Source organism: Streptococcus sp. AM28-20, assembly GCF_003603595.1.
GTDB lineage: Bacteria > Bacillota > Bacilli > Lactobacillales > Streptococcaceae > Streptococcus > Streptococcus ilei.
On the sequence record NZ_QTNK01000002.1, the window covers coordinates 16,196 to 40,621 of the forward strand.

Annotated in this window: 25 protein-coding genes and 1 riboswitch; of the genes, 2 read left to right on the forward strand and 23 right to left on the reverse strand. The window is 43.6% G+C overall.

What is annotated here, in order from left to right; all coding sequences use genetic code 11:
* Positions 1-42: 42 nt before the first annotated feature.
* The 8 genes from DW738_RS05155 to tmk form a co-directional block, all read right to left on the reverse strand.
* A complete protein-coding gene (locus DW738_RS05155) occupies positions 43-1,584 on the reverse strand; it encodes an ABC-F family ATP-binding cassette domain-containing protein (RefSeq protein ID WP_123159470.1) in 1,542 nt (513 codons plus the stop codon).
* A gap of 229 nt (positions 1,585-1,813) precedes the next feature.
* Positions 1,814-2,167, reverse strand: coding sequence for an arsenate reductase family protein (locus DW738_RS05160; RefSeq protein WP_023024018.1), 354 nt, complete (start codon positions 2,165-2,167; stop codon positions 1,814-1,816).
* 9 nt (positions 2,168-2,176) lie between these two features.
* Complete coding sequence (locus DW738_RS05165) at positions 2,177-2,665, reverse strand: methylated-DNA--[protein]-cysteine S-methyltransferase (RefSeq protein WP_023027126.1); 489 nt, start codon at positions 2,663-2,665, stop codon at positions 2,177-2,179.
* Positions 2,658-3,230 (reverse strand): GNAT family N-acetyltransferase, encoded by a 573-nt coding sequence (locus DW738_RS05170; RefSeq protein WP_023024022.1) that lies wholly within the window; start codon positions 3,228-3,230, stop codon positions 2,658-2,660. The genes DW738_RS05165 and DW738_RS05170 overlap by 8 nt, the downstream gene beginning before the upstream one ends.
* The gene (gene rsmI / locus DW738_RS05175; protein WP_023027128.1) at positions 3,220-4,104 is read right to left on the reverse strand and encodes a 16S rRNA (cytidine(1402)-2'-O)-methyltransferase; all 885 of its coding nucleotides are present in this window, start codon (positions 4,102-4,104) and stop codon (positions 3,220-3,222) included. Before rsmI ends, DW738_RS05170 begins: the two co-directional genes overlap by 11 nt.
* Before the next feature lie 2 nt (positions 4,105-4,106).
* Positions 4,107-4,427, reverse strand: coding sequence for a DNA replication initiation control protein YabA (gene yabA, locus DW738_RS05180; protein WP_023024026.1), 321 nt, complete (start codon positions 4,425-4,427; stop codon positions 4,107-4,109).
* A 4-nt stretch (positions 4,428-4,431) separates the two neighbouring features.
* Positions 4,432-5,331: a DNA polymerase III subunit delta' gene (locus tag DW738_RS05185; RefSeq protein ID WP_123160524.1), complete on the reverse strand. Its 900-nt coding sequence runs from the start codon at positions 5,329-5,331 to the stop codon at positions 4,432-4,434.
* Positions 5,328-5,966, reverse strand: a complete 639-nt coding sequence (gene tmk, locus DW738_RS05190; RefSeq protein WP_123159473.1) for a dTMP kinase — start codon at positions 5,964-5,966, stop codon at positions 5,328-5,330. The genes DW738_RS05185 and tmk overlap by 4 nt, the downstream gene beginning before the upstream one ends.
* A 172-nt stretch (positions 5,967-6,138) precedes the next feature.
* Between tmk and DW738_RS05195 the strand changes: the two genes are divergently transcribed.
* Positions 6,139-7,026 (forward strand): YitT family protein, encoded by an 888-nt coding sequence (locus DW738_RS05195; protein WP_023024032.1) that lies wholly within the window; start codon positions 6,139-6,141, stop codon positions 7,024-7,026.
* Between the two features lie 39 nt (positions 7,027-7,065).
* On the opposite strand, the gene DW738_RS05200 is transcribed toward DW738_RS05195, so the two are convergent.
* From DW738_RS05200 to DW738_RS05260, 13 genes are all read right to left on the reverse strand, one after another.
* Positions 7,066-7,722 carry a CBS domain-containing protein gene (locus DW738_RS05200; protein WP_123160525.1) on the reverse strand — a complete coding sequence of 219 codons (657 nt, stop codon included), beginning with the start codon at positions 7,720-7,722 and terminating at the stop codon, positions 7,066-7,068.
* Between the two features lie 295 nt (positions 7,723-8,017).
* Entirely contained in the window at positions 8,018-8,728 is a 711-nt protein-coding gene (locus tag DW738_RS05205; protein ID WP_003008277.1) for an ABC transporter ATP-binding protein, read from the reverse strand.
* Positions 8,728-9,492, reverse strand: coding sequence for an ABC transporter ATP-binding protein (locus DW738_RS05210; protein WP_023024036.1), 765 nt, complete (start codon positions 9,490-9,492; stop codon positions 8,728-8,730). Before DW738_RS05210 ends, DW738_RS05205 begins: the two co-directional genes overlap by 1 nt.
* Positions 9,492-10,439, reverse strand: a complete 948-nt coding sequence (locus DW738_RS05215) for a branched-chain amino acid ABC transporter permease (protein WP_023024038.1) — start codon at positions 10,437-10,439, stop codon at positions 9,492-9,494. The genes DW738_RS05210 and DW738_RS05215 overlap by 1 nt, the downstream gene beginning before the upstream one ends.
* A gap of 3 nt (positions 10,440-10,442) precedes the next feature.
* Positions 10,443-11,312 (reverse strand): branched-chain amino acid ABC transporter permease, encoded by an 870-nt coding sequence (locus DW738_RS05220; protein WP_023024040.1) that lies wholly within the window; start codon positions 11,310-11,312, stop codon positions 10,443-10,445.
* Between the two features lie 81 nt (positions 11,313-11,393).
* A complete protein-coding gene (locus DW738_RS05225; RefSeq protein ID WP_123160526.1) occupies positions 11,394-12,551 on the reverse strand; it encodes an ABC transporter substrate-binding protein in 1,158 nt (385 codons plus the stop codon).
* A 93-nt stretch (positions 12,552-12,644) separates the two neighbouring features.
* The gene (locus DW738_RS05230; RefSeq protein WP_023024043.1) at positions 12,645-12,929 is read right to left on the reverse strand and encodes a DUF2129 domain-containing protein; all 285 of its coding nucleotides are present in this window, start codon (positions 12,927-12,929) and stop codon (positions 12,645-12,647) included.
* A 152-nt stretch (positions 12,930-13,081) separates the two neighbouring features.
* Positions 13,082-13,672, reverse strand: a complete 591-nt coding sequence (locus DW738_RS05235; RefSeq protein ID WP_023024046.1) for an ATP-dependent Clp protease proteolytic subunit — start codon at positions 13,670-13,672, stop codon at positions 13,082-13,084.
* Between the two features lie 162 nt (positions 13,673-13,834).
* Positions 13,835-14,464 carry a uracil phosphoribosyltransferase gene (gene upp, locus DW738_RS05240; RefSeq protein WP_023024048.1) on the reverse strand — a complete coding sequence of 210 codons (630 nt, stop codon included), beginning with the start codon at positions 14,462-14,464 and terminating at the stop codon, positions 13,835-13,837.
* A gap of 100 nt (positions 14,465-14,564) precedes the next feature.
* A complete protein-coding gene (gene mgtA / locus DW738_RS05245; protein WP_023024050.1) occupies positions 14,565-17,225 on the reverse strand; it encodes a magnesium-translocating P-type ATPase in 2,661 nt (886 codons plus the stop codon).
* A gap of 223 nt (positions 17,226-17,448) precedes the next feature.
* Positions 17,449-17,603: riboswitch (M-box (ykoK) riboswitch) on the reverse strand.
* 41 nt (positions 17,604-17,644) lie between these two features.
* On the reverse strand, positions 17,645-18,814 hold the full coding sequence (locus DW738_RS05250; protein WP_023024051.1) for a MalY/PatB family protein: 1,170 nt from the start codon (positions 18,812-18,814) through the stop codon (positions 17,645-17,647).
* A 9-nt stretch (positions 18,815-18,823) separates the two neighbouring features.
* Positions 18,824-19,918: a cystathionine gamma-synthase gene (locus DW738_RS05255; RefSeq protein ID WP_123160527.1), complete on the reverse strand. Its 1,095-nt coding sequence runs from the start codon at positions 19,916-19,918 to the stop codon at positions 18,824-18,826.
* Positions 19,919-20,057: 139 nt separating this feature from the next.
* Complete coding sequence (locus tag DW738_RS05260) at positions 20,058-21,686, reverse strand: polysaccharide biosynthesis protein (RefSeq protein WP_123160528.1); 1,629 nt, start codon at positions 21,684-21,686, stop codon at positions 20,058-20,060.
* A gap of 86 nt (positions 21,687-21,772) precedes the next feature.
* Between DW738_RS05260 and DW738_RS05265 the strand changes: the two genes are divergently transcribed.
* Positions 21,773-23,218 (forward strand): UDP-N-acetylmuramoyl-L-alanyl-D-glutamate--L-lysine ligase, encoded by a 1,446-nt coding sequence (locus tag DW738_RS05265; RefSeq protein ID WP_123160529.1) that lies wholly within the window; start codon positions 21,773-21,775, stop codon positions 23,216-23,218.
* A gap of 33 nt (positions 23,219-23,251) precedes the next feature.
* Here the strand turns inward: DW738_RS05265 and DW738_RS05270 are convergent, their stop codons facing one another.
* Both DW738_RS05270 and DW738_RS05275 read right to left on the reverse strand, forming a co-directional pair.
* Positions 23,252-23,902, reverse strand: a complete 651-nt coding sequence (locus tag DW738_RS05270) for a DUF1803 domain-containing protein (RefSeq protein WP_123160530.1) — start codon at positions 23,900-23,902, stop codon at positions 23,252-23,254.
* On the reverse strand, positions 23,886-24,398 hold the full coding sequence (locus DW738_RS05275) for a YiiX/YebB-like N1pC/P60 family cysteine hydrolase (RefSeq protein WP_023024056.1): 513 nt from the start codon (positions 24,396-24,398) through the stop codon (positions 23,886-23,888). The genes DW738_RS05270 and DW738_RS05275 overlap by 17 nt, the downstream gene beginning before the upstream one ends.
* Positions 24,399-24,426: the final 28 nt, after the last annotated feature.

Here is a 24,426-nt window from a genome sequence, read left to right on the forward strand (position 1 = left end):
GATTTTTAGTCAAAATTCGTTCTGTCCCACTCCCTTTTATGTTTAAGTCAATTCATTAAAGTCCCAGATCTGGTCCATCCAGCCTTCATAGAAATCTGGCTCGTGACAAACCATCAGGATAGATCCCTTGTACTCTTTAAGAGCCCGTTTCAACTCTTCTTTGGCATCCACATCCAAGTGGTTGGTCGGCTCGTCTAGTACCAAGACATTGTTTTCACGGTTCATCAAGAGACAGAAGCGTACCTTGGCTTGCTCCCCACCGGATAGTACCTGAATTTGGCTCTCGATATGCTTGGTAGTCAAACCACAGCGGGCAAGAGCTGCACGAACTTCTGCTTGATTGAGAGCCGGAAAGGCATTCCAGACTGCCTCTAGCGGTGTCTGACGATTGCCCCCTTCGACCTCTTGCTCGAAGTAGCCAAGCTCAAGATAATCCCCGCGCTCGACTTCACCAGCAATTGGTGGAATAATCCCTAGCAAGCTCTTCAAGAGAGTGGTTTTCCCGATTCCGTTGGCTCCGATAATGGCTACCTTTTGATTGCGCTCGAAGGTCAAGTTCAAAGGCTTAGTCAAAGGACGATCATAGCCAATCTGGAGATCCTTAGCCTGGAAGATAAAACGTCCTGGGGTACGGGCATTTTTAAATTCAAAGGAAGGCTTTGGTTTCTCACTTTGCAATTCAATCAGTTCCATCTTGTCCAGCTTCTTCTGACGAGACATGGCCATATTCCGCGTTGCCACTCGCGCCTTATTTCGGGCTACGAAATCTTTGAGGTCAGCAATCTCTTTTTGCTGGCGCTCATAAGCCGCTTCCAATTGTGATTTCTTCATTTCATAGACTTCGAGGAATTGGTAATAGTCTCCAGAATAGCGGGTCAATTGTTGATTTTCTACATGGTAGACGATGTTGATCACATCATTCAAGAAAGGAATATCGTGGGAAATGAGGACAAAGGCATTTTCATAATTCTGCAAGTAGCGTTTAAGCCAATCGATGTGCTCTGCATCCAAGTAGTTGGTTGGCTCGTCCAAGAGAAGGATATCTGGTTTTTCAAGAAGGAGTTTCGCCAAGAGAACCTTGGTCCGTTGGCCACCTGAAAGGGCTGTTACATCCGTCTCCATCCCAAAATCCATAACGCCAAGAGCCCGTGCCACCTCATCAATCTTAGCATCCAAGGTATAGAAATCCCGACTCTCTAATCGATCCTGGAGTTCTCCGACCTCTTCCATGAGGGCATCCATATCCGCTCCATCTTCAGCCATTTCCATATAGAGGTCATTGATGCGAGCCTCTGCTTTAAAGAGTTCGTCGAAAGCCGTCCGTAAAACATCTCGCACTGTTTGCCCTTCTTTTAGGACAGCGTGTTGGTCCAGGTAACCAGCTGTCACATACTTAGACCACTCAACCTTTCCTTCGTCAGGCAACATCTTACCCGTCACGATGCTCATGAAGGTAGATTTCCCTTCACCATTGGCTCCGACTAATCCGATATGCTCTCCCTTTAACAAACGGAAGGACACATCCTCAAAAATAGCCCGGTCTCCAAAGCCGTGGCTTAAATTTTTTACCTCTAAAATACTCATGATTGACTCTCTTTCATTGATTTCACTCGTATGATTATATCATCTTCACAGCAAAATGGGAGTGGGAAAGAACTCTAACTGGTTAAAAAGAGTTCGTTTTCCCACCCCCGCACAGTTGATTAGGTCATCTTTGGAGCTTAAAAAGCGAACGAAGATACCAATCAACCACTGCGTTATACAGTTACGCCTATTAAACATCGAAAGCTGGACAATTTTTGCCCAGAATCTCTTACAAACCTAAGTCCGAGTATGGTTTCCGATAGCCCACTTGAACAACTTTCCCATCCTTCACTAATAGTGGGCGTTTGATCAGCATGCCATCGCTAGCTAAAAGGTCTGCCGCTTCTTTCACCGTCAGTTGGGCCACCTTGTCTTTCAAGCCCAATTCCCGATACTTCATCCCACTCGTATTAAAGAATGATTTGATTGGTAGAGAAGATTCCGTCATCCAGGTTTGCAATTGCTCACTGGTCGGGGTGTCTACCACGATATCTTGGCTATCAAACTCACAACCTAAACTCGTTAACTCCGATTTCGCCTTGCGGCAAGTCGAACATTTTGGGTATTCAATAAATGATAACATTTTTTCTCCTTATTCTTTCCAAGATATGGCCTCATGATTCAACAGCCAACGTTTGCGGTCTAATCCAGCCGCATAGCCAGTCAATTTATTCTCCATCCCCAGCACTCGGTGACATGGGATAAGGAGGATAAAGGGATTCCGTCCTACTGCTTGACCGATTGCTTGGGCCGATCTGCAAGACAGGGCTTGAGCAATCTCTCCGTAAGTCCGACTTTCCCCATAGGGAATCTGAGCTAGGTAGGTCCAAACTCTTTGTTGAAACTCTGTCCCTTGAGGAGACAGGGCAATGGGGATGGGAAGATCTTCCCCTAAAAAGTACTGATCCAGCCATTCAAAGACAGCTTCATGAAGAGGACGACACTTTTCTTCAATGTGATCAATCCCTTGCTCACAATTAGCTTGGTCACAAAACCAGATCCCAACTAAGCTTTCCTCATCCACCACAATAGATAGAGGTCCCAAGGGACTCTGATAGAGTCGCCGATAGAACCTAGTCATTTTGAGATTGCTCCGCACGGTAGTCCCATCGATCATCTTCGCTAATCACTTGGAAAAGGCTAGTTTCTGCCTTCCGTTTAATCTTCTGATAAGCGAGACGAACACCATCAATTGGTACCTTCCCACAGTAATGGAAGCCTAACTTCTCTAAAAGATGCTGCATGACCTTGTTGTCAGGATGGGTATCACAGCGAAAGTCTGGACCTTTCTCTCCTTCGATCAAACCTTGAAGGAAAGTTTGGGCTACGCCTCGACCTGCGGCTTCTTTGGCAACAGCGACTCGGTGGAAACTGATATAGAGATAGTTATCATGTTCCCATTTTCCATCATAAATGTCATTATAGGCAGCTTCATTTCCCTTGTGGAGAGCGGCATAGGCCACGACTTCTTGATTTTCTACAGCCACATAACCACGGCTCTCTAGGATATCCTCAAAAATAATTTCTTGATCCGGATAACCATCCTGCCATTGGTCCACTCCAGCTGCGGCTAAACTGTCCTTAGCATCTTGAATGATTTCCATAATCCGATTGATTTCATTGGGATAGGCCATTCTAATTTCCATCAGCTTCTCCTTTTTCTTCCTCTTGGTGGTAACGGGCATAAAGATCACTCTTTTGCAGCCCAAATTGTTTGGCAACCTGTTTGATTGCCTGGTTCTTTTTTATGCCAGACTGGACCAGAAGATCAATCTCTTGGATCAAATCCACTTCTTCTAGATTAGCTTCCTGCTCACTGGCCCCCTCCACAATCAAGAGACACTCTCCCTTCAGGGGATTTTCCTCTAGGTAAGCTACTAACTCCGCAATGGTCCCTCGCGTGTACTCTTCATAAATCTTGGTCAGTTCTCGGACCAGCACAACTGGACGGTCTCCATAGACAGCCAACATATTTTGAAGCGTCGCACGTACCCGGTGCGGTGACTCATAAAAGATTTGGGTCTCAGGATAGTCTCGTTTCTCTTGGAAAAAAGCCTTTTGCTGCCCTTCCTTTCGCGGGAGAAATCCATAAAAGATATGAGGTTGGGGAGCCAATCCACTCGCAATTAGACCCGTAATACCGGCGCTCGGACCAGGAACCGCCACAACGGGAATTTCTCGCTCAATGGCTGCCTTGACTAAGTCATGACCTGGATCCGAAATACTTGGCAATCCAGCATCCGATACCTGAGCCACATTCTTTCCAGATTCCAAATGAGCTAGTAAATCAGGAATTTTCTCCATAGCATTATGCTCATGAAAGCTGATTTGTGGCGTCCTAATCTCAAAATGCTTGAGCAAGAGTCCTGTATTGCGTGTATCTTCCGCAGCGATCAGATCTACCTCTTTTAAGGTTTGGATCATACGATAGCTCATGTCGTCCCGATTGCCAATCGGAGTCGGCACCAAAAAGAGGGTTCCTGTCTCTCTTTGGTCTTTAAAACTTCGTTGAATCTGCATACTTACTCCCTAAATAACAATTCATCACAGAAAATACACTCTTCATCGTTTTCACGGCGTTGACCATAGGAATCTGTACAAACATGAAATCCGTCATTGTAAATTCTTTGCAAATTTTCACGACCATTGCGATGGAATTTAGGAGAGCTGGTTTTCTCCACTTCTCCTAACCGTTCTCTCAATTTATCATTTTCAAGACGGAGAGCAGTGTTTTCCTCCACAATGAGTTTGAGATTTTTCTTAATGGCTTCAACCTCTGCTAATGTAACCAGCAATTCCTGGGAGAAGCCATCCAAAGCATCAAATAATTCTTTTTTATTCATCTCTTTACCTTCTATTTTTCAACTGCAGGACCATAAACTCAAGAGCATTTTGAAAACTCACATTACGTTCCCACATCTGTTTGGCTAAGACTAATTTTTCTAGATAGTCTCTTCCTAGGGACAGACTGATGGAGCGTGCAAAGAACACTTCCATCAAGCGAAAGGCTTGGGCCTGCTTTTCTTTATCATCCGTCTCTTGGACCAAGCGAGAGACCAGCAAGTAGACATGAGGATCTGCTTTTAGACAAGCTGTGACGAAACGCTCACACTCCCTCGCCAGATCGAAAAAGGATGTATTCTGGGCGAGACTTTGGGCCTCATGAAAACCTTGGCTAAAGTTGGCTAACAGATCTGCTTGTTGGAGCAACAAACCTTCCTGAAGGAGATACTCTTTTAGGAAATCTTGGTTTTTCGGGAAATGAACCTGCTGCGCCCGGCTTTTAATAGTCGGGAGAACCAACTGCTCATCTGCTGTCAGCAGAAAGATATGTACTTCACTCTGAGGTTCTTCAATCACTTTTAGGAGAGAATTGGCCGCATTGACGTGCATCCGGTCTGCATCGCAAATGATAAAGACTTGCTTAGATCCTTCATAGCCTGACTGAGAAAAATTCTGGATCAACTCTCGGATCCGATCTGTCTTAATGATGTGATTGACCGGTCGTACAACTGTTACATCTGAGAATTCATCCTCTTCAATCAAGCGACAAGCCCGACAAGTCCCACAGGGCCAGACACCCTTCTTATCCGTACAAAAAAGACTTTGGGACAAGAGCTGGGCCATCTCAAAACTGCCAAAATCACCTGTAAAGAGATAGGCGTGGCTCAATCGTCCCTGTTCTAAAACAGCTTGGAAGCGATCTACTAACTGAGGTTGAAGTTTTTGCACTTGTTCTAACTTCATTCACTGATCTCCAAGACTTCTTTGAGTAGAATCCAAGTATCCTCGACCACCTTGTCAAAACTTTGACTGGCATCAATTTTCACCACACGTTGCGGTTCTTTTTCGAGGATGGCCAGATAGCCTTGACGGACTTTCTGATGAAGACTGAGGCCTTCTAAATCCAAGCGATTGACTTCACGACTAGCACTCTTAGCAATTCGAGCCAATCCTTCTTCTACATCAATGTCAAAATAGAAGGTCCGGTTTGGCTTGAGACCATCGGTCGCAAACTGGTTTAACCATTCAATATCCGCTACTGCTAATCCACGGCCAAAACCTTGATAAGCTACCGAACTGTCGATAAACCGGTCCATAATGACTAGCTTCCCTGCTTCCAAAGCTGGAAGGACGCGTTCTGCCAAGTGTTGGCGACGACTGGCGATATAAAGAAGCAATTCTGTCTTAGGATCCATTTCCGTATGGGATGGATCAAGAATGACTTCGCGTATTTTTTCTGCTATTCCTACGCCACCTGGTTCCCGCGTGGTAATATAGGCAATCCCTGCCTTTTCCAAGCGTGGTAACAAGGCTTCTAAAACGGAGGATTTCCCTGCTCCTTCTGGGCCTTCAATTGAAATTAATGTTCCCTGTTTCATTCTCTTATCTTAACTTTCTATACTCATTTCTCTAACATGCATCACTTCTATTTATTTTACCAAAAATAGGGGTAAAAATCCTGTCCGAATTCGTGAAAATTGATGAAAATTATTTCCTATTTTTCATTTTTTTTGGTAAAATGTATGGTGAAAAACGATTAGGAGAACGAGCATGTTTAAGGCAAAAAATATTCTAGCTATTATTTTTGGGGCTGGCATTTTTTCTTTTGGAATCTTCTTTCTAGTAATTCCATTTCACTTTTATGAAGGAGGGGCTACAGGGATTACCCTGATTACTTACTACCTCTTTAAAATTCCCGTTTCGGTCATGAACTTGGCCATCAATATCCCCCTCTTTTTTCTGGCTTGGAAATTACTGGGCCTCCGCTCTCTCTACCTGAGTTTGATAGGAACCTTCTCTGTTTCTTCTTGGATGGCTATTTTCGAGATGATTCCTGGGAGTCATCATCTCCAGAATGCGATTTACACTGCTTTAGATGGCGATATTCTCCTAGCCTGCATCGGATCAGGGGTTATCCTTGGAACTGGACTAGGGATCATCTTCAACGCAGGCGGTACAACAGGTGGAACCGATATCGTCGCTCGTATCTTTAACAAGTATACGACACTTTCTATGGGACGCCTGATGTTGATTGTGGATGCCATCGTCTTGACAACTGTTTTGATTGTCTTTAAGGACTTCCGAATTGCGGCCTATACCCTCCTCTTTATCCTGATTGACACCGTCGTCATTGATATCGTCGGTGAAGGAGGTTTTGCAGGAAAAGGGTTCCTCGTGGTTACTTCCAAACCGGATGAAATTGCTAAACAAATCACGACTGATTTGGGTCGAGGGGTCACATTCATGAACGGTATGGGCTATTATAGCCAACAAGAAATGAAGATCGTCTACTGCGTCGTCTCTCGGAACGAAATGAAACAAATGAAAGATTTGATTAATAAAATTGATCCATTCGCCTTCATTACCATTACAGAAGCCCACGAAATACTGGGAGAAGGATTTACCTTGGATACCAACAAGCAACCCATTGCTCGCTAAGACAAATAAAGAGCCTGAGAGATTCTCAGGCTCTTTATTTTAGAAGGCTTTTGCAGATGTGCGACTAATTTCGTCCACACGGATACCATTTTCTTCAAACTTCTTCTTGATGGCTTCAGTATCGGTAATCCCATCAATCTGAACTTCGATGACGACATGATCATCTTTGGTTGGGATATTGACTGTATTGGCAATATTGTATCCTTCTTCTACAATTAAATGAATGATTTGCTCTAGGACCCCAACCTTGTCTTCTGTCACGAAACGAACCCGCACTCCTTCTTCTCCATAACCGGATACTTCAAGGAAGGCACGGAAAACATCACGGTCTGTAATCACACCAGAAACTTGATCATTGTCCACGACTGGAAGAATGCCGACCTTGTTCTTATACATGAGGTAGGTCGCATCTTCTAGGCTAGCAAATTTCGAGACAGTGATCACGTCTCGGAGCATGACGTCCTTAACTTTGGTTTTGTTGAGTAGGTAATTCATTTCAAAAATAGAAAGACTGGTCGCTTTTGATGGACTAGCTTCTGCAATCGTTCCTTCTGTCACCAGACCAACCAATTTATCATTTTCAATAACCGGCAAACGGTGCAAGCTTTGTTCCCGCATCAAATCTGCCGCATGGGCAATGGTAGTCTCAGGACTAATGTACACTACTTTACGGGTCATAAAATCTTTTACAGCCATAATCATTCTCCTATGCTTTTATTAGTTTTATTATACTTGATTTTATGTTTGATTTCAAACGCTTTCAGCAGTTTTCTCTTGTTTTCAAAATTCAGAATTGCCTAATAATCCTTGCATTCTCCCCATTGAAAACTAGATTTTTCCAATCGAAGCGAAACCATTTTTAAAGAGGCTGGGACAAAAGTCCTAGCCTCTCAATTGTCTTTGGATTGTCGAGCAAGACGCAGTGGTTGAGTGGGACGACGAAATAGAATTCTAACGAATTACCGATTTCTGTCCCACTCCCTTAACCTATTTATCCACCAAGGTAGGCCTTGCGGACTTCTTCTGAGGCTAAGAGTTCTTTTCCTGTTCCGGACAGAACGACTTTCCCTGTTTCCAAAACATAACCGCGGTCTGCGATGGCAAGGGCCTTGTTGGCATTTTGCTCAATCAAGAGAACGGTTGTTCCTTGTTTTTGAATATCTTGGATGATATCAAAAATTTCCTGGATAAAGATAGGTGCCAATCCCATGGAAGGTTCATCCAGAAGCAAGAGTTTTGGCGTCGACATGAGGGCACGACCCATTGCAAGCATTTGTTGTTCCCCACCAGATAGGGTAGCTGCATCTTGGTTCTTCCGTTCTTCCAAACGTGGGAAACGTGAGAAGACTTTCTTCAAGTTCGCTTGATTTTCTTCTCGATCTTTTTTCAAGAAAGCTCCCATTTCCAAGTTTTCCATAACGGTCAAGCCTGGAAAGACGTGTCGGCCTTCTGGAACTTGAGAGAGCCCAGCAGCTACAATTTTTTGAGCCGGAACCTTTTGAATCTCCTGACCCAAAAACTCGATTTTCCCAGCACTTGGACGCACCAAACCTGAAATGGTACGAAGAATAGATGTTTTTCCAGCGCCATTGGCACCGATCAAGGAAACAACTTCCCCTTCATTGACTTCGAAACTGACATCACGGACAGCCTGGATCATGCCATAGTGTACAGAAAGATTTTCAACTTTTAACATAGACATTAGGCTTCACCTCCTAGATATGCTTCGATTACACGTTTGTTGGACTTAATTTCATCTGGCGTACCATGGGCAATCAAGCGACCATATTCCAATACATAAATCCGCTCTGTTACTTCCATGACCAAACTCATATCGTGCTCGATCAGCATGATCGTAATATTAAATTCTTTTTGAATGCGACGGATCAGTTGGGTTAATTCTGCGGTTTCTTGAGGGTTCATCCCTGCAGCAGGCTCATCCAAGAAGAGGATTTTTGGCTCTGTAGCAAGGGCACGAACGATCTCTAAGTGACGTTGTTGACCGTAAGCTAAGTTTTTGGCCAAGGTAGCTGCTTCTTTTTCCAAACCAAATATCGCTAACAATTCGAGGGCTTTTGCTTTCAATGCTTCTTCATTTTTGTAATAGCTTGGCAAACGGAAAAGACTAGCAAAAACATGTGGTTTGTGGTGATTGGCAAAGGCAATCAAGACATTGTCCAAAACACTCAAATCTTTAAAGAGACGGATATTTTGGAAAGTCCGTCCAAGACCACCAGCAGCGATTTTATAAGGGGCTTTCCCGTTTAAAAGGTGCCCATCTAAAGTAATGGTCCCTTCACTTGGCTCATACACTCCTGTTAGGAGGTTGAAGAGGGTTGTTTTACCGGCACCGTTGGGTCCGATCAAACCAACCAATTCCCCTTCATTGAGTTCCATGGTCACATCCCCAACGGCTGTCAAACCACCAAAGTTTTTTGTTAAATTTTTTACTTCAAGAAGTGCCATTAGTTAGCCTCCTTTTTTGAGAGTAGTTTTTTCAAGCTAAATTCCCATGTTCCAAGAAGACCACCTGGGCGGAAAATCATTACGAGAATCAAAGCTAATGAGTAAATGATCATACGGATGCTTGAGAAGTCTTGAAGCACCATGTTCAAGATCCCCAAGACGATGGCTGCCACAACTGTTCCTGACATCGATCCCAAACCACCGAAAACGACAATGATCAAGACATTAATGGTATTGGTGAAAGAGTAATCTTTCGGAACAACAGAACCGATAAAGCCGGCTTGAAGAGATCCAGCAATCGCCGCTGTGATCGCACCAAATACAAAGGCAATGACTTTAACTTTGGTCGTATTGATCCCAACAGATTCTGCGGCGATTTCATCTTCACGAACAGAAAGGGTAGAACGCCCAATTGGACTGCGTAAGAAGTTGATGGTAAAAATAGTCGTAATGACAACAAAGATGTATACCAATTGCCAGGTTGTAAAAGCTGGTAAACCAAGGATCCCCGCGGCACCATTTGTTAGAGTACCACCATTAACAATCAAGATCCGGATGATTTCTGAAACCCCAAGTGTTGCAATCGCCAGATAATCTCCTTTCAACCGAAGGGTTGGTACCCCAACGATCAAGGCAACGATACCAGCAATCAAGGCTCCTAAAACCATAGCGCCAAAGAAAGCGCCGTAGGTTGGTGATTTAGAACCGAGAATAGCTGCAGAATAGGCACCAATCGCCATAAATCCAGCGTGTCCGAGCGAGAATTGACCTGAAAAACCAACGATGAGGTTCAAACCAACCGCAAGAATGATATTAATCCCGATTTGTTCCAAAATTTGGATATAGAAGAGGTTGAGGACACCTGCTGCAACCAAGACTTGGATCAAGGCAAAACCTGCTACCAAAAGACCAAGCCAGACTAAATTCACTTTTAAATTTTGTTTCATGGCTTACACCTTCTCTTTCACATTTTTACCGAGGATACCTGCAGGACGGATGAGCAAGATCACAATCAAGATGGCATACACAATGGCATCACGGAAATCTGAGAGACCGATCGCTGTAGCGAAGGTTTCCAACAAACCGATGACAAATCCACCTAGAGCCGCACCTGGAATGATTCCGATTCCTCCAAGAACGGCTGCGACAAAGGCTTTGATCCCTGGTGTCATCCCCATCAAAGGTTCGATCGAGTTGTAATACAAACCGATCAAGACACCACCAGCACCCGCTAAGGCTGATCCCAAAGCAAAGGTAAAGCTGATGGTCCGGTTGACGTTAATCCCCATCAATTGAGCAGCATCGCTATCGACAGAAACGGCACGCATAGCTTTCCCCATCTTTGTCTTTTGGATAATAAATTGAAGAGCGACCATCAAGAAAATAGACACTCCTAAAATCATCAATTGAATGTTGGAGATTGAAATAGGACCAAAGTTGTAACGAACAATTTCAATGACTTGCGGGAAGGAACGGGTATTGGCCCCTACAAAGAAGACCATCCCATATTCGAGCAAGAAGGAAACCCCGATGGCTGTGATCAAGGCTGCAATCCGAGTTGAATGACGAAGCGGACGATAAGCCAGGTATTCAATCACAACCCCTAAAATAGCTGTTCCAACCATCGCCAGAAGCAAGGCTACAAAGAAGTTAACTTTCAATGAGTTCAATAAGAAATATCCCATAAAGGCACCTACCATGTAGATATCCCCATGGGCAAAGTTGATCAATTTGATAATTCCATACACCATGGTATAACCAAGGGCTAAGAGTGCATAGACACTTCCCAAGATTAGACCGTTCACTAATTGCTGGAGCATTTGAACCATCCTTTCTAACAATAAAGAGCGAGGCCAGGAATTTTCATTCTCCCAGCCTCTTGTACAAACAACAAATGATAATTAAGGTTTAACCGACTCAACTGACTCAACTTTACCATCTTTTAAGCCAATCATAAGTGCAGATTTAACCGGATTATGGTCTTTGTCAATAGACATTGTACCAGTAACACCTTCCAAGTCTTTCAACTTCGCAAGGTTGTCTTTCAATTCAACAGAGTTCTTAGCACCTTTAGATGCTTCTGCAATCATGTAAACTGAATCATATGCCAAAGCTGCAAACATTGAAGGTTCTTCGTTGTATTTCGCTTTATAAGCTTCTACGAATTTCTTGGCTTTATCAGTCATTTCACCTTCAGTAGAGAATCCAGCTACGTAGTAGATATCTGTAGCTGCAGCAGGTGTTGCTTGTTCAACGAATTTCGCATCACTAAATCCATCACCACCGATGATTGGTTGTTTGATTCCCATACCACGTGCTTGGTTTACGATTTTACCAGTTTCAGTGTAGTACCCTGGAAGAACAATCGCGTCAAAGTCTTTATCTTTGATTTTTGTAAGAGCAGCTTGGAAGTCTGTATCCTTAGATTGGAAAGTTTCTGTCGCTACGATTTCACCTTTATAAGATTTCTTAAAGGCTTCAGCAATCCCTTTCGCATAGTCAGATGAGTTATCATAGTAAAGAACAACTTTCTTCGCTTTCAAGTTCTCAGTTGTGTATTTAGCAATGATTTGTCCTTGGAAGCTATCGATGAAGGTTGCACGGAAAAGGTAATCTTGACCTTTTGTCAAATTATCTTGTGTTGCTGATGGGGTTACCAATGGAACACCTGCTTTACCAGCATTCGCAACCGCTGCGGCAGTGGCACCTGAAGTTGCAGGTCCTACAAGAGCGTTCACTTTTGATTGAGTGACAAGATTTGTAGTGATTGTAGCTGCTTCAGCTGTTTCAGATTTGTTATCTTTGTCTGTGACAACAATCTTCTTACCATCGGCTCCACCATTAGCATTGATTTCATCAACGGCCAATTGAGCACCTTTTTGTTCAGCACTACCATATGCTGCTACTTCACCAGTTTTTTCAAAGTTAAAACCGATTTTTAGTTCTTTGCCGATTTCGTTACCAGTTGTGTTTGAACCTGAAGTTGAAACTTCACCACAGGCAGCAAGAAGAGCGACACTTGCAATTGTTAAAAATGAAAGAGCAAATTTATTCTTCATTTGTAATAATCTCCTTAAATAATTCTTTAAATAAATAGATATTAAGAATATACCGAATTATCTGAAAATTGTCAATATAAAAAACGCAATCCTTTAAATGATTGCGTTTTCTCCTTGTGTTTCATCCTTTTGACGATGCAAACTTCCCACAAAATCACGATCCAATTCTTGAATATGGCAAATTTGTACCTTCTTTACAAAGCGTTCTTTTTTTAATTGCTGCACGATTTCAAGGACTTGAGGACTATCGACATAGACCTGTACATAGCGCATTTTTTTGGAATGATAGATCACATCCCCAATTCCCTGTAATTTCTTTGCATCTCGATTATAATACAATTTTACAATTAAGCCTGTTCTAGCTTGCTTCTCAAACATATACAATCCCTTTCTGCTTCTGTTACAAGTATAGCAAATTTTAGGTAAAAATTCTATCTTTTTCTAGAAAGACTAAAAAAGAGGCTGGGACAAAAGTCCTAGCCTCTCAATTATCTTTGGATTGTCGAGCAAGACGCAGTGGTTGAGTTTCCTTATCCAAGATTGTTGTTGGCCATGATTTCATCGATGAAACCATAAGCTAAGGTTTCTTCTGCAGTCATCCAATTATCCCGTTCTGCATCAGCATGGATTTTCTTGATGGTTTGACCTGAATTCTCTGCCAAGATTTTTTCCAATCTGTGACGTGTTTTCAACAAGTGTTCTGCAGCAATCGCCATATCTGTTTGTTGGGTACCGCCACCAGTACCACCCATTGGTTGGTGGATCATGTACTCAGCATTTGGCAACATGAAACGTTTGCCTTTGGCACCACTTGATGCAATCACAGTTCCCATTGAAGCAGCCATCCCCATAACAATAGTTTGGACGTCTGATTTGATAAAGTTCATGGTATCGACGATAGCCAACCCTGCAGAGACAGAGCCTCCTGGCGTATTGATATACATATAGATATCTTTGGTATTATCTTGGGCATCCAAGAAGAGCAATTGGGCAATAATCGAATTGGCCATTTGATCTTCTACCGGTCCTGTTACCATGATAATACGGTCTTTTAATAAGCGGGAATAGATGTCGTACGAGCGTTCGCCACGACTGGTTTGTTCAATAACTACTGGAATCATTCATTCATCTCCTTTTATCCATTATAACCGGCACCACCTCATGAGTTTCATCCGGTTGATTCGAGAGGCTAACTCTCCTTCCAATCTTTATAAAAGCTATTATATCCCATTGGTCAACAAAGGTCAATTTTTTACTTTCCCAAAGAAGGATTGGATAGGCGCTTATTTGGTACCAAACAAGCGGTCCCCAGCATCTCCAAGGCCTGGAACAATGTAGCCATGATCATTCAAGTGGTCGTCGAGGGCTGCTGTAAAGATATCAACATCTGGATGAGCTTCTTGAAGAGCTTTCACCCCTTCAGGTGCTGCCACCAAGCAGACAAACTTGATGTGGCTAGCTCCACGTTTTTTCAAAGAATCAATCGCAAGAATAGCTGATCCACCAGTTGCAAGCATTGGATCTACTACAAAGATGCGACGTTGATCAATATCTTCTGGCAATTTCACCAAGTATTCAACTGGCTTCAAGGTTTCTTCATCGCGGTACATCCCGATATGCCCAACTTTGGCAGCCGGTACCAAACTCAAGAGCCCATCTACCATCCCGATTCCTGCACGAAGGATTGGGACAATTGCTAGTTTTTTACCAGCAATTTGTTTTTGAACCGTTTTTGTGATAGGTGTTTCGATTTCTACATCTTCAAGAGGAAGTTCGCGCAACACCTCGTAGCCCATCAACATAGCAATTTCATCAACTAATTCACGAAAAGCCTTTGTAGAGGTATCAGTCCGACGCAAAATAGACAATTTATGCTGAATAAGTGGATGTTTAATAACTTCAAGTTTTCCCATTGTGGTTCCTTCTTTCTCTATATTCATCTTATTATATCAAAAAGGAAGAAAAAGGCCTACAAATATGCAAACCTTTTCTTTTCTTATTTTAATAGCTATCTTATAGCCACTCCTTGTACTTACCAATATAATAGTGTTTGACCAGGGTGACGCTTGCCATATAAAGGAAGAGAATCCCCGCTAGTAATAGGAAATAGAGAGCATTCAGTGGCGCTACTTTTAACAAGGAAGCCAATGGGCCATATGGTAAGAAGGTAACCAAGAGCGCGCCCAATAGGGTCGTTGCCATGACAGCAAAAGCTGGTCGACTTTGAACAAAGGGCAATTTTGGAGAACGAAGCATGTAGATTACCATGGTTTGGGACCACATGGACTCGATAAACCAGCCTGTTTGAAAGAGCATAATGAAGAGTCCTGCACTATCTGCACCATGGACATAGCCATATCCCGTAATCATTGGTACGATAACAAAGTAGAGAATGATAAAGGTCAGGATGTCAAAGACAGAGGAAATAGGTCCGAACCAGGCCATAAAGCGGGTAATGGATTTTGCTTCCCAGATTCTTGGTTTCTTCAAAAAGTCCTTATCCACCCGGTCGAAAGGCAAGGCGATACAGGAAAGGTCGTAAACCAAGTTCAAAACGATGAGATGGATAGGGGCCATCGGAAGGAAAGGAAGGAAAATACTGGCAAAGAGAAGAGAGAAGATATTCCCAAAGTTGGAAGAAACGGTCATCTTGATGTACTTGGTCATGTTGGCATAGACTTTGCGTCCTTCTACCAAGCCTTTTTCAAGGACCATCAAGTCCTTATCCAGAAGGATAACATCTGCTGTTTCTTTAGCAATATCAACGGCTGTATCAACCGAGATCCCCACATCTGCCACCTTCATGGATGGAGCATCGTTGATACCATCTCCCATATAGCCGACCTTGTGGCCATTTGCTTTGAGTTGAAGGATAATGCGTGCTTTTTGATCCGGAGACAATTTTGCAAAGACGGTAGTGGTTTCGACTGCCTGGGCCAACTCTGGATCAGAAAGACTGTCAATATCGCTACCCAGCAAAATGCGGTCCACATCCAGACCCACCTTTTCACAGACAGCTTGGGTCACTTTTTCATTGTCACCCGTAAGGATTTTCGTGGCAACTCCGTATTCAGCAAGGATATTGATGGCTGGTGCTGCAGATGGTTTTGGTGGGTCCAAGAAAGCAAGATAGCCCGTCAAGATCATATCCGCTTCATCCGCTACTTCAAAGGCATAGCCTTCCTCAAGGTTTGATTTGTAGCTGACACCTAGCACGCGTAAACCTTGCTCATTAAGCTGAGCTACTTCTGCCAAGACTTCTTCTCGCACTTGGTCTGTTAGGGGAATAATCTCATCCTTGTATTCTACATAACGAGACACTGCTAACATTTCTTCCAAGGCTCCCTTGGTGACCATGCTCACAAGGCCTTGCTCATCCTTGACGATGACACTCATCCGCCGGCGTTCAAAGTCAAAAGGCAGTTCATCAATCTTTTGGAAGCTTTGATCTAAACCTCTGACGATTTCATGTTTCTTAGCTTCTCGTTCTGTCCGACTGATAATGGCCCGGTCCATCAAATTTTTAAGACCCGTTTGGAAGTAAGAGTTGAGATAGGCCCGACGAAGGACGGACAAATCAAGCTCCCCATGAATATCAAGGGGGTATTCGAGTACAATCTCATCTTGAGTCAAGGTTCCCGTCTTATCCGTACAGAGGATATCGATAGCCCCTAGGTCTTGGATGGCGTTGAGCTTTTTGATGACCACTTTTTCTTTGGCCATGATAATGGAGCCCTTGGCCAAGCTAGCAGTGATAATCATCGGAAGCATTTCCGGAGTCAAGCCTACCCCCACACTGAGGGCAAAGACGCCCGCTTCTAGCCAGTCCCCATCTGTCAAGCCATTGATAAAGAAGACAATGGGCACCATCACCATCATCAGTCGAATCAACAACCAAGAGATGGTGTTCATTTCTCGTTCAAAAGAGGTTGGTTCATCGTAGGTATTGATGGTTTGTTCAATCGCTCCCATCATGGTTTCATCCCCAACCACTAAAACTAAGGCTGTTGCTCGACCTGAGATAACGTTGGTCCCCATGAAAGCCAGACTCTCACTCTCTAGGAGACTGTCTAGATTTTGGCTAGTCGCCTTTTTTAAACAAACTTTTTCGACAGCATCACTCTCACCAGTCAAGCCGGATTGTTGAACGAAAAAGTCTCGTGAATCTAGTAAGACCACATCTGCTGGAATCATATCACCTGCACTCAGTTTGATCAAGTCGCCCACAACGATTTCATCGATAGGGATTTCTGCTTCCTTGCCTTCTCGAATCACCGTTGCTGTATTGACAATCATTCGAGAGAGGTTACTAGCAGCCTTGTCACTTCGCAATTCTTGGACAAAGCGAATCCCTCCAGAGAGGAGAACGAGAACGACAATAATGAGAGAAGTCGTTGGGTCTTCCTCTCCTGGTTTGGCTAACCAAACATTGGTCACCAGAGAAACAAGGGCAATGAGAAGCAGGATGACTGTGAAGGGATTAATGATGGATTCAACAATCCGTTTCCAGATAGAGCTTTCCTGTCCCTTTGTGAGGACATTTTCTCCATAGCTATCCCGGTTCTCCTCTACTTGGTCTTCCGTCAAGCCAGACCAGCTAGATTGATAGGTTGCTAAGGTTTTTGTTTCTGCATCTTGTAATGCAGCAATGAGTCTTTCTTTTGTTGTTTGCATTGGAATCTCCTTTTAAATCAGGAGCCAAACGCTTATAGAGTCCCGATGACACAAATCAGCGATTGGCTGGCTATGTGCGGTTCGGGATGATCATCGATTTGTATCATAGTGCTCTCCTTCTCTACTTGATAGGTGAGAGGCTTCTTAAGCATAAGAAAAGAGCCCTCCCCTTTTACAGGTAGGACTCATTAAACTCGTCGTTTATTTTTTAATAAAAATTCTCAAAAAATAGACCGTCCAAGCTTTAGCTCCGCAAGGCAATGAAATGAGCTTAGTCTTGACCTTTGCGATCAGGACTGTTGACCAACGAGTAGTGTCTCCACTGCTTTGCGGTAGTCATCCGTATCCTTGTGGTAGCCTCACCTACCGTTATTCCCCTTGAGTATACTCCTCCCCTATAGAAAAGTCAACCCTTAAAATCAACCTTTTTTAGGAAAATTTGTTACGATCCGATCGACAATCTCTTGGACTAGGGTTTTCGGAGCTGCCACATTCAAACGGGCATGTTGCTTCCCTTCTACTCCAAAGTCTGTCCCTTTATTGAGGATGACCTTGGCCTGGTCATGAAGTCGAGCATGGAGTTCTTCCTCTGACAAACCGTAGGCAGAAAAATCAAGCCAGAGTAGATAGGTCCCTTGCGGTTTCATCACACCAATATCTGTCTGCTCACGCAAAACTTCTACAGTGTAATCGATATTTTCTTCCAAGACTTCCTTTAAGTCCTCTAACCAAGCCTTTCCATTCTGATAGGCTACTTCGGTGGCTATAAAGCCAAGGGCAGAAATTTCATGTTGATTGTTTCGCAACTGCTGAGCTTGGAAGGATTTTCTTAGTGCATCATTTTCGATGATGGCATAGGAATTTTTTGTCCCTGCGATGTTGAAGGTTTTGGTCGCACTCGATAAGACAAGGGTGAAATCCTTAAAGCTTGGATCTACCGTATTAAAACATACGTGTCGATTTCCAAATAGCGCCAAGTCTTGGTGAATTTCATCTGAAACAAGCAAGACCCCATATTTTTGACAAAGGCGACCAATCTTTTCTAGGACTTCTCGTTCCCAGACGCGACCGCCTGGGTTATGAGGATTGCACAGGATGTAGAGCTTGACTTGGTGCTCCACAAAGTCTTTTTCCAATTGCTCAAAATCAATTTGGAAGAGTCCATCCACTTCTACTAAGGAATTGGTCACTAATTTGCGTTGATTGAGGCGGACGCTACGGGCAAAGGGTGGATAAACTGGCGTATTGATGAGAACAGCCTCGCCTTCCTTGGTGAAAGCCTGAATAGCCGTTGAAATAGAGGGAACAACTCCTTCCATAAAGACAATCGCTTCCTTCTCAAACACATATCCATGTTCTGTCTTTTCCCATTCTTGAACAGCTCGGTAAAGTTCCTCACTAGGATAGGTATAGCCGTAGACTAATTGATCCGCGTAATCTCGAATGGCTTGTCGAACCGCAGGCAAGGATTCAAAATCCATATCTGCAATCCAAGCAGGAAGAAGTTCTGGATCTTGCTCTGACTCCTTCCACTTGCTAGTATGATGCCCCAAACGATTAGGGACAGTCAAAAATTGTTCTTTTCCCATGATGGACTCCTATCTAGCCAATGCTTGTTCTAAATCCTCAATCAAATCCCTTGCATCTTCAATTCCGATGGAAAGGCGAAGCAAGTCATCCGTTAACCCATAGGAATGACGAACCTCTGCAGGAATATCTGCGTGGGTCTGTGTTGTTGGGTAGGTAATCAAACTCTCCACTCCACCCAAGCTTTCTGCAAAGGTAAAGACCTGCAAGTGGTTGAGAATGGTTGGAATTTTTTCTTGGTGGCTTACTTTAAAGGAAACCATGCCTCCCTTGCCAGTATACAAGACTTCCTTAACAGCTGGATGCCCCTTCAAGAACTCTACTACCTTCTGCGCATTTTCAGTGGAGCGCTCCATACGAAGAGCCAAGGTTTTTAAACCACGGATCAATTGGTAGCTGTCAAAAGGAGAGAGAACAGCTCCTGTTGTGTTGAGATTATAAAAGAGTTGCTCATAGAGTCCTTCATCATCAGTCACAACAACACCAGCCAACACGTCATTATGCCCCGCTAGATACTTGGTCGCTGAGTGGAGGACGATATCTGCTCCTTCTTCAATTGGACGTTGGTAGATAGGGCTATAGAAGGTATTGTCTACAATCACTTTTGCCCCTTTTTCATGAGCTAAGGCAGCTAGTTTCTGGATATCAAACTCTAGCATGAGCGGGTTAGTCGGCGTTTCAATATAGAGGATATCCACTTCCTCTTTCAATCCCTCTACCAATTCTGCTTCTGAATTTGCATAGGTAAAGAAAAAGCGTCCTTCTTGTTCCATTTGGTTGAACCAGCGGAAAGAGCCTCCATAAAGATCTCTTACTGCCAAGACCTTACTGCCAACAGGAAAAATACTAAAGGCTAAGACAATGGCAGACATACCTGAGCTCGTTACCAAGGCATGCTCTGCACTCTCAATAGCTGCCAAGGTCTTTTCAGCGTTTACCCGAGTCGGATTCTTGGTACGGATATAGTCAAAACCAGTAGATTGACCAAACTCTGGATGCTGGTAAGTGGTTGAAAAATGAAGCGGAGTAATCAAAGCCCCTGTTGCTGGATCCGACTTGATTCCCGCTTGAGCTAGGATGGTGTTAATATTCTTTTTGTGACTCATACAAACCTCCAATGGACGTAAATTCAATTGTCTCTATTGTATCACTTCTTTAGATGATTCGGTTTTTCCTTTTTCAAGAGCTAGATATAGCTTCAAACTATAATGAAAAAAGAGGTGGGATAGACCCAACCTCTACTGGTTATGAAATATGAAATTTATTTCGAAGACTGGCTGCCTTGCTACCAATGAAGCGATCTAAGAAACGAAGACGAAGACCGAGGCCACCGTATACGACGATTCCCACACCACCAATCAGAGCTACATAGAGCATGCTGGTCACTCGACCATTTGGTTTGATCACCATGCCGAGGATAAAGCCTGCAACTAGGACTACCAAGAGCATAATCAAGGTGAGAATGGCTGTCAATAAGCTTCGTTTGAAGACTGTCTTGCGATTGAAATGAGTCACCTGATGAATTTCCTTGTACATAAGAACAATCGGAATCATGAGGCCAATCGTAGTAGAAAGAAGAGGACCATAAGCCTTAAAGAGATAAATGAACGGTACTTGGAGAATCAGTTTTACCAATACTCCATAACCAAAGTAAAGAATCGCCTTCCGATTTTGGAAAAGAGCCTGGATCATTGGAGAGAGAACCGTATACAAGCCTAGAATGACCGTTTGTAACATGGCTAGGATAAAGAGTCCCAAAGCCAGGGAATCTGGTTTCCCGTAAAAGACCGTATAGAGAGGCTCTGCAATAGCTACAGCTCCAATCGTCGCTGGAAGCAAGAAGGCTACTAGCATGGTCAAATTATCTTGAACCAGCTTACCTGCAGCCCGGAAATCGCCCTTGACATAGTTCTCTGTAAGGAGAGGGATTCCCACCCCACCGATCGATGTCGCAACTGCAATTAAAATCATGGTGATCTTGTTCGGATTCGCTGAGAAGTAGCTGAACTGAACCAAAAGCTCTGAACGAGTGAAGTTGGTGAACCAAGACATGACATTGCTATAGGTCATCTGGTCGATAATTTGAAAGAGTTGAATGGCTGATCCTGTCACAATGAACGGAATCGCTTCACGAATAGTATCCCACAAGAGAGCCTTGGTATCAATCTGGCTATCAGACTCCGGGCGATGAATAATGTGCTGTAGAAGTCCTGTTTTCCAGAGGTAATAGACGAGGACTAGAAGACTCGCTCCCATCCCAATAAAGGCTGCAAAAGTGGACTGGGTCACGGCTTCAACGTAATCACCTGAGCCGACCTTCATAATGAAGTAGGCTGTCAAGAGCATCCAGATAACCCGAATCACTTGCTCAGCAATTTGACTGATGGCATAAGGTTTCAGATTGTTATGACCTTGGAAGAAGCCTCGAATAACACTCATGGAAGGGAAAATCAAGACTGCCCAAGAAAGACTCTGCATGACAGGGATTAAGTCCTTCCCACCTCCAGACAAGTTTGCAAATACTGGAGAAAGCAAATACATGATAATGGCAAAAACCAAGCCCAATAAAGACATGAACTTAAGGAAGCCACGAATCATGGCAAAACTGTGTTCTTCTTGACCCTTTGTATTGTACTTGGCCACTTGCTTAGCAACCGCTACAGGAACTCCTGCTGTTGAAATCAGCAAAAACCAAGCGTAGATATTGTAACCCATGGTAAAGAGACCGTTTGCCTCTGCACCATGTTTGCCCATCCAGATATACCAAGGGATGATATAGGCCGCTCCTAAGAGACGACTAATGAAATTACTGGCTGTTAACCAGACAGTTCCACGGAGCATTTGGGCCTGTTGATTACTTGTTTCGTTACTCATATGTTTCCTCTACTTTATAGTCTTCTTTCATTATAAACTTTTCCTTTACACTTGTAAAATAAGGGCTTTCAGTTTAAAATAGGATTATGATGAAGATAGAAACTGTACTAAACATTTTAAAAGAGGATCACAACTTTCGTGAGATCCTGCAAGACGGAGAATACCACTATTCTGCAAGTGGTGTTTCTTTTAATCAAATTAGCTACGATAGTCGAAAGGTCAACTCTGAGACCCTCTTTTTTGTGAAGGGGGCAAATTTCAAGAAGGAATTTTTGGAGCAAGCGATCGAGCAAGGTTTACAGTGGTATGTCGCTGAGCAGGACTTTGAGGTCAGCATCCCGGCCATTATCGTTACGGACATTAAACAGGCTATGAGCTTAATTGCCATGGAATTCTATGGCCACCCTGAGCGCCAGCTAAAACTCTTAGCTTTTACAGGGACCAAGGGCAAAACCACTTCTGCTTACTATGCCTACAAGATTCTTGAGCAAGGCCATCGTCCTGCCATGCTATCCACTATGAATACAACCTTGGATGGCAAGACCTTCTTCAAATCAACCTTGACCACCCCAGAAAGTATCGATTTGTTTGAAATGATGGCCCAGGCAGTTGCCCATGATCGGACTCACCTGATTATGGAGGTCTCTAGTCAGGCCTATCTAGTCAAACGTGTTTACGGACTCACATTCGATGTTGGTGTCTTCCTCAACATTAGCCCTGACCATATTGGACCGATTGAACATCCAAGTTTCGAAGACTACTTCTACCATAAACGTCTCTTGATGGAAAATAGTCGTGCTGTTGTCGTCAATAGTGATATGGACCATTTTAACATTCTTGCGGAGCAGGTAGCTGAGCAAGACCACGACTTCTACGGTAGTCAATCGACCAACCAAGTCCACAACTCAAAAGCCTTTAGCTTTTCTGTCACTGGCAAGCTGGCAGGGGATTATGATACCCAGCTCATCGGCCACTTCAATCAAGAAAATGCTGTAGCTGCAGGTCTCGCCTGCCTTCGTCTAGGAGCGAGTCTTGAAGACATCAAAAAGGGGATTGCCAAAACCCGTGTTCCTGGCCGGATGGAAGTCTTGAGTCAAAAGAATGGGGCAAAAGTTTTTATTGACTATGCCCATAATGGAGATAGCTTGAAAAAACTGCTCTCTGTTGTTGAAACCCATCAGACAGGAACGATTTCACTGGTCCTTGGATCAACTGGGAATAAAGGAGAGAGTCGCCGTAAGGACTTTGGCTTGCTCTTAGAAGACCATCCTGAGATCCAAGTCTTCCTCACAGCGGATGACCCCAACTATGAAGATCCTTTGGCTATCGCTGAAGAGATTAGCAGTTTCATCACGCGCCCTGTCGAGAAAATCGCAGATCGCGAGCAAGCCATTCAACTGGCGATGGCAACTACCAGCAAGCCTGAAGATGCCGTCATTATCGCTGGAAAAGGAGCTGACTGCTACCAAATCGTCAATGGCGTAAAAGAAGAATATCCAGGTGATGCTGCTATTGCTGAACGTTATCTCTAATCAAACAAGGCTAGGAAAATTTCCTAGCCTTTTCTAGTGTTTCAAAAATATCAGTCTTTCCTTGTCCAAGTCCACTGCTAATTCATATTTCCCTTCATCATTTTTTCGGATATAGCCTAAGACCTCTAAACTATCGACAAAGATGTCTCTGCGCTTTTGCTGGACTTCATCTTTTTTGAGGAACTTGAGCAAAAAGCTGGTCATATACTTGAGTGCATATTCGGGATTGACATCTCCCAAGATGGCATAGAGTTTCTCTTGACCCTCCGTCAAAGGGTATTGGTGTTTCACCTTGTAAAAGTAATTGGACAGGGTCTGTGCCTTTCGCTCGAAGTCAGTCTCTTCTATGAGAATCGCTGCATTGGTCGTGTTGCGAAGTTCTGTTTGGAAGACCTTGGCTTTCAGTTCCTGATAAAGCTCACTATCTTCTCGGACAAAGATCTCTTGATCCAAGTCGACTGCTTCAGCAGATTCCAAGAAAGGCAGGCTGAGGGTGTAGCGTTTATTTTCTCGAAGGATGAAGCCCGCTTTGATATATTCTTCCATCAGCTTGTCCACCGGCTGATCTGGAAATTGGGCCTTGATTTGCCGCAGGATCACATCATTCTGCTGATCCAGATAGTTGATCAAATCCTTAAAAAAAGGCTGACGTGTCAAACGTGTGGGATTAATGATTGTAATCATCCGTATATCTTTCTTTAAACTGTAGACGGGGAGACTGGGCTAACTGACTGGGATTAGTACCAGGCTGATTCAGAGGTACAGCTAATCCTAGTTCTTTATAGTAATCTCTCCAGAAATCACTAATCTGCTGCTCATCATCACCAAACTTCATGGGAATGGTCTCAAAGATAGGGAGCAGTTCAGCGATGAACTGGGAACAATAGAAGCCATCTCCATTTGGGTAAAAGGAAACATTGTAGGGAGCACCTAAAAGGTTTTCTGCTCGCTTTTTGACTTCTTTGTCATCAATCTCTGCATAGCGGTATAGGTCATATACCTTCTCAGTTTCAAAGAAATCTTCAGAGGACTGGGCCAGTACGCCACCTTCCACCGTGGCATGATAGAACTTTCCATCCAAAAAGATGGCCACATGGCTATAGTTCCCAGTAGATGCCTGGATGGCCTGTCCCATTTCCGTATGATCCCTCACAAAAATCAAATCGCCAGATTCTAACATAGTCTCCTCCTAGCAAAAAAGGAGCCGA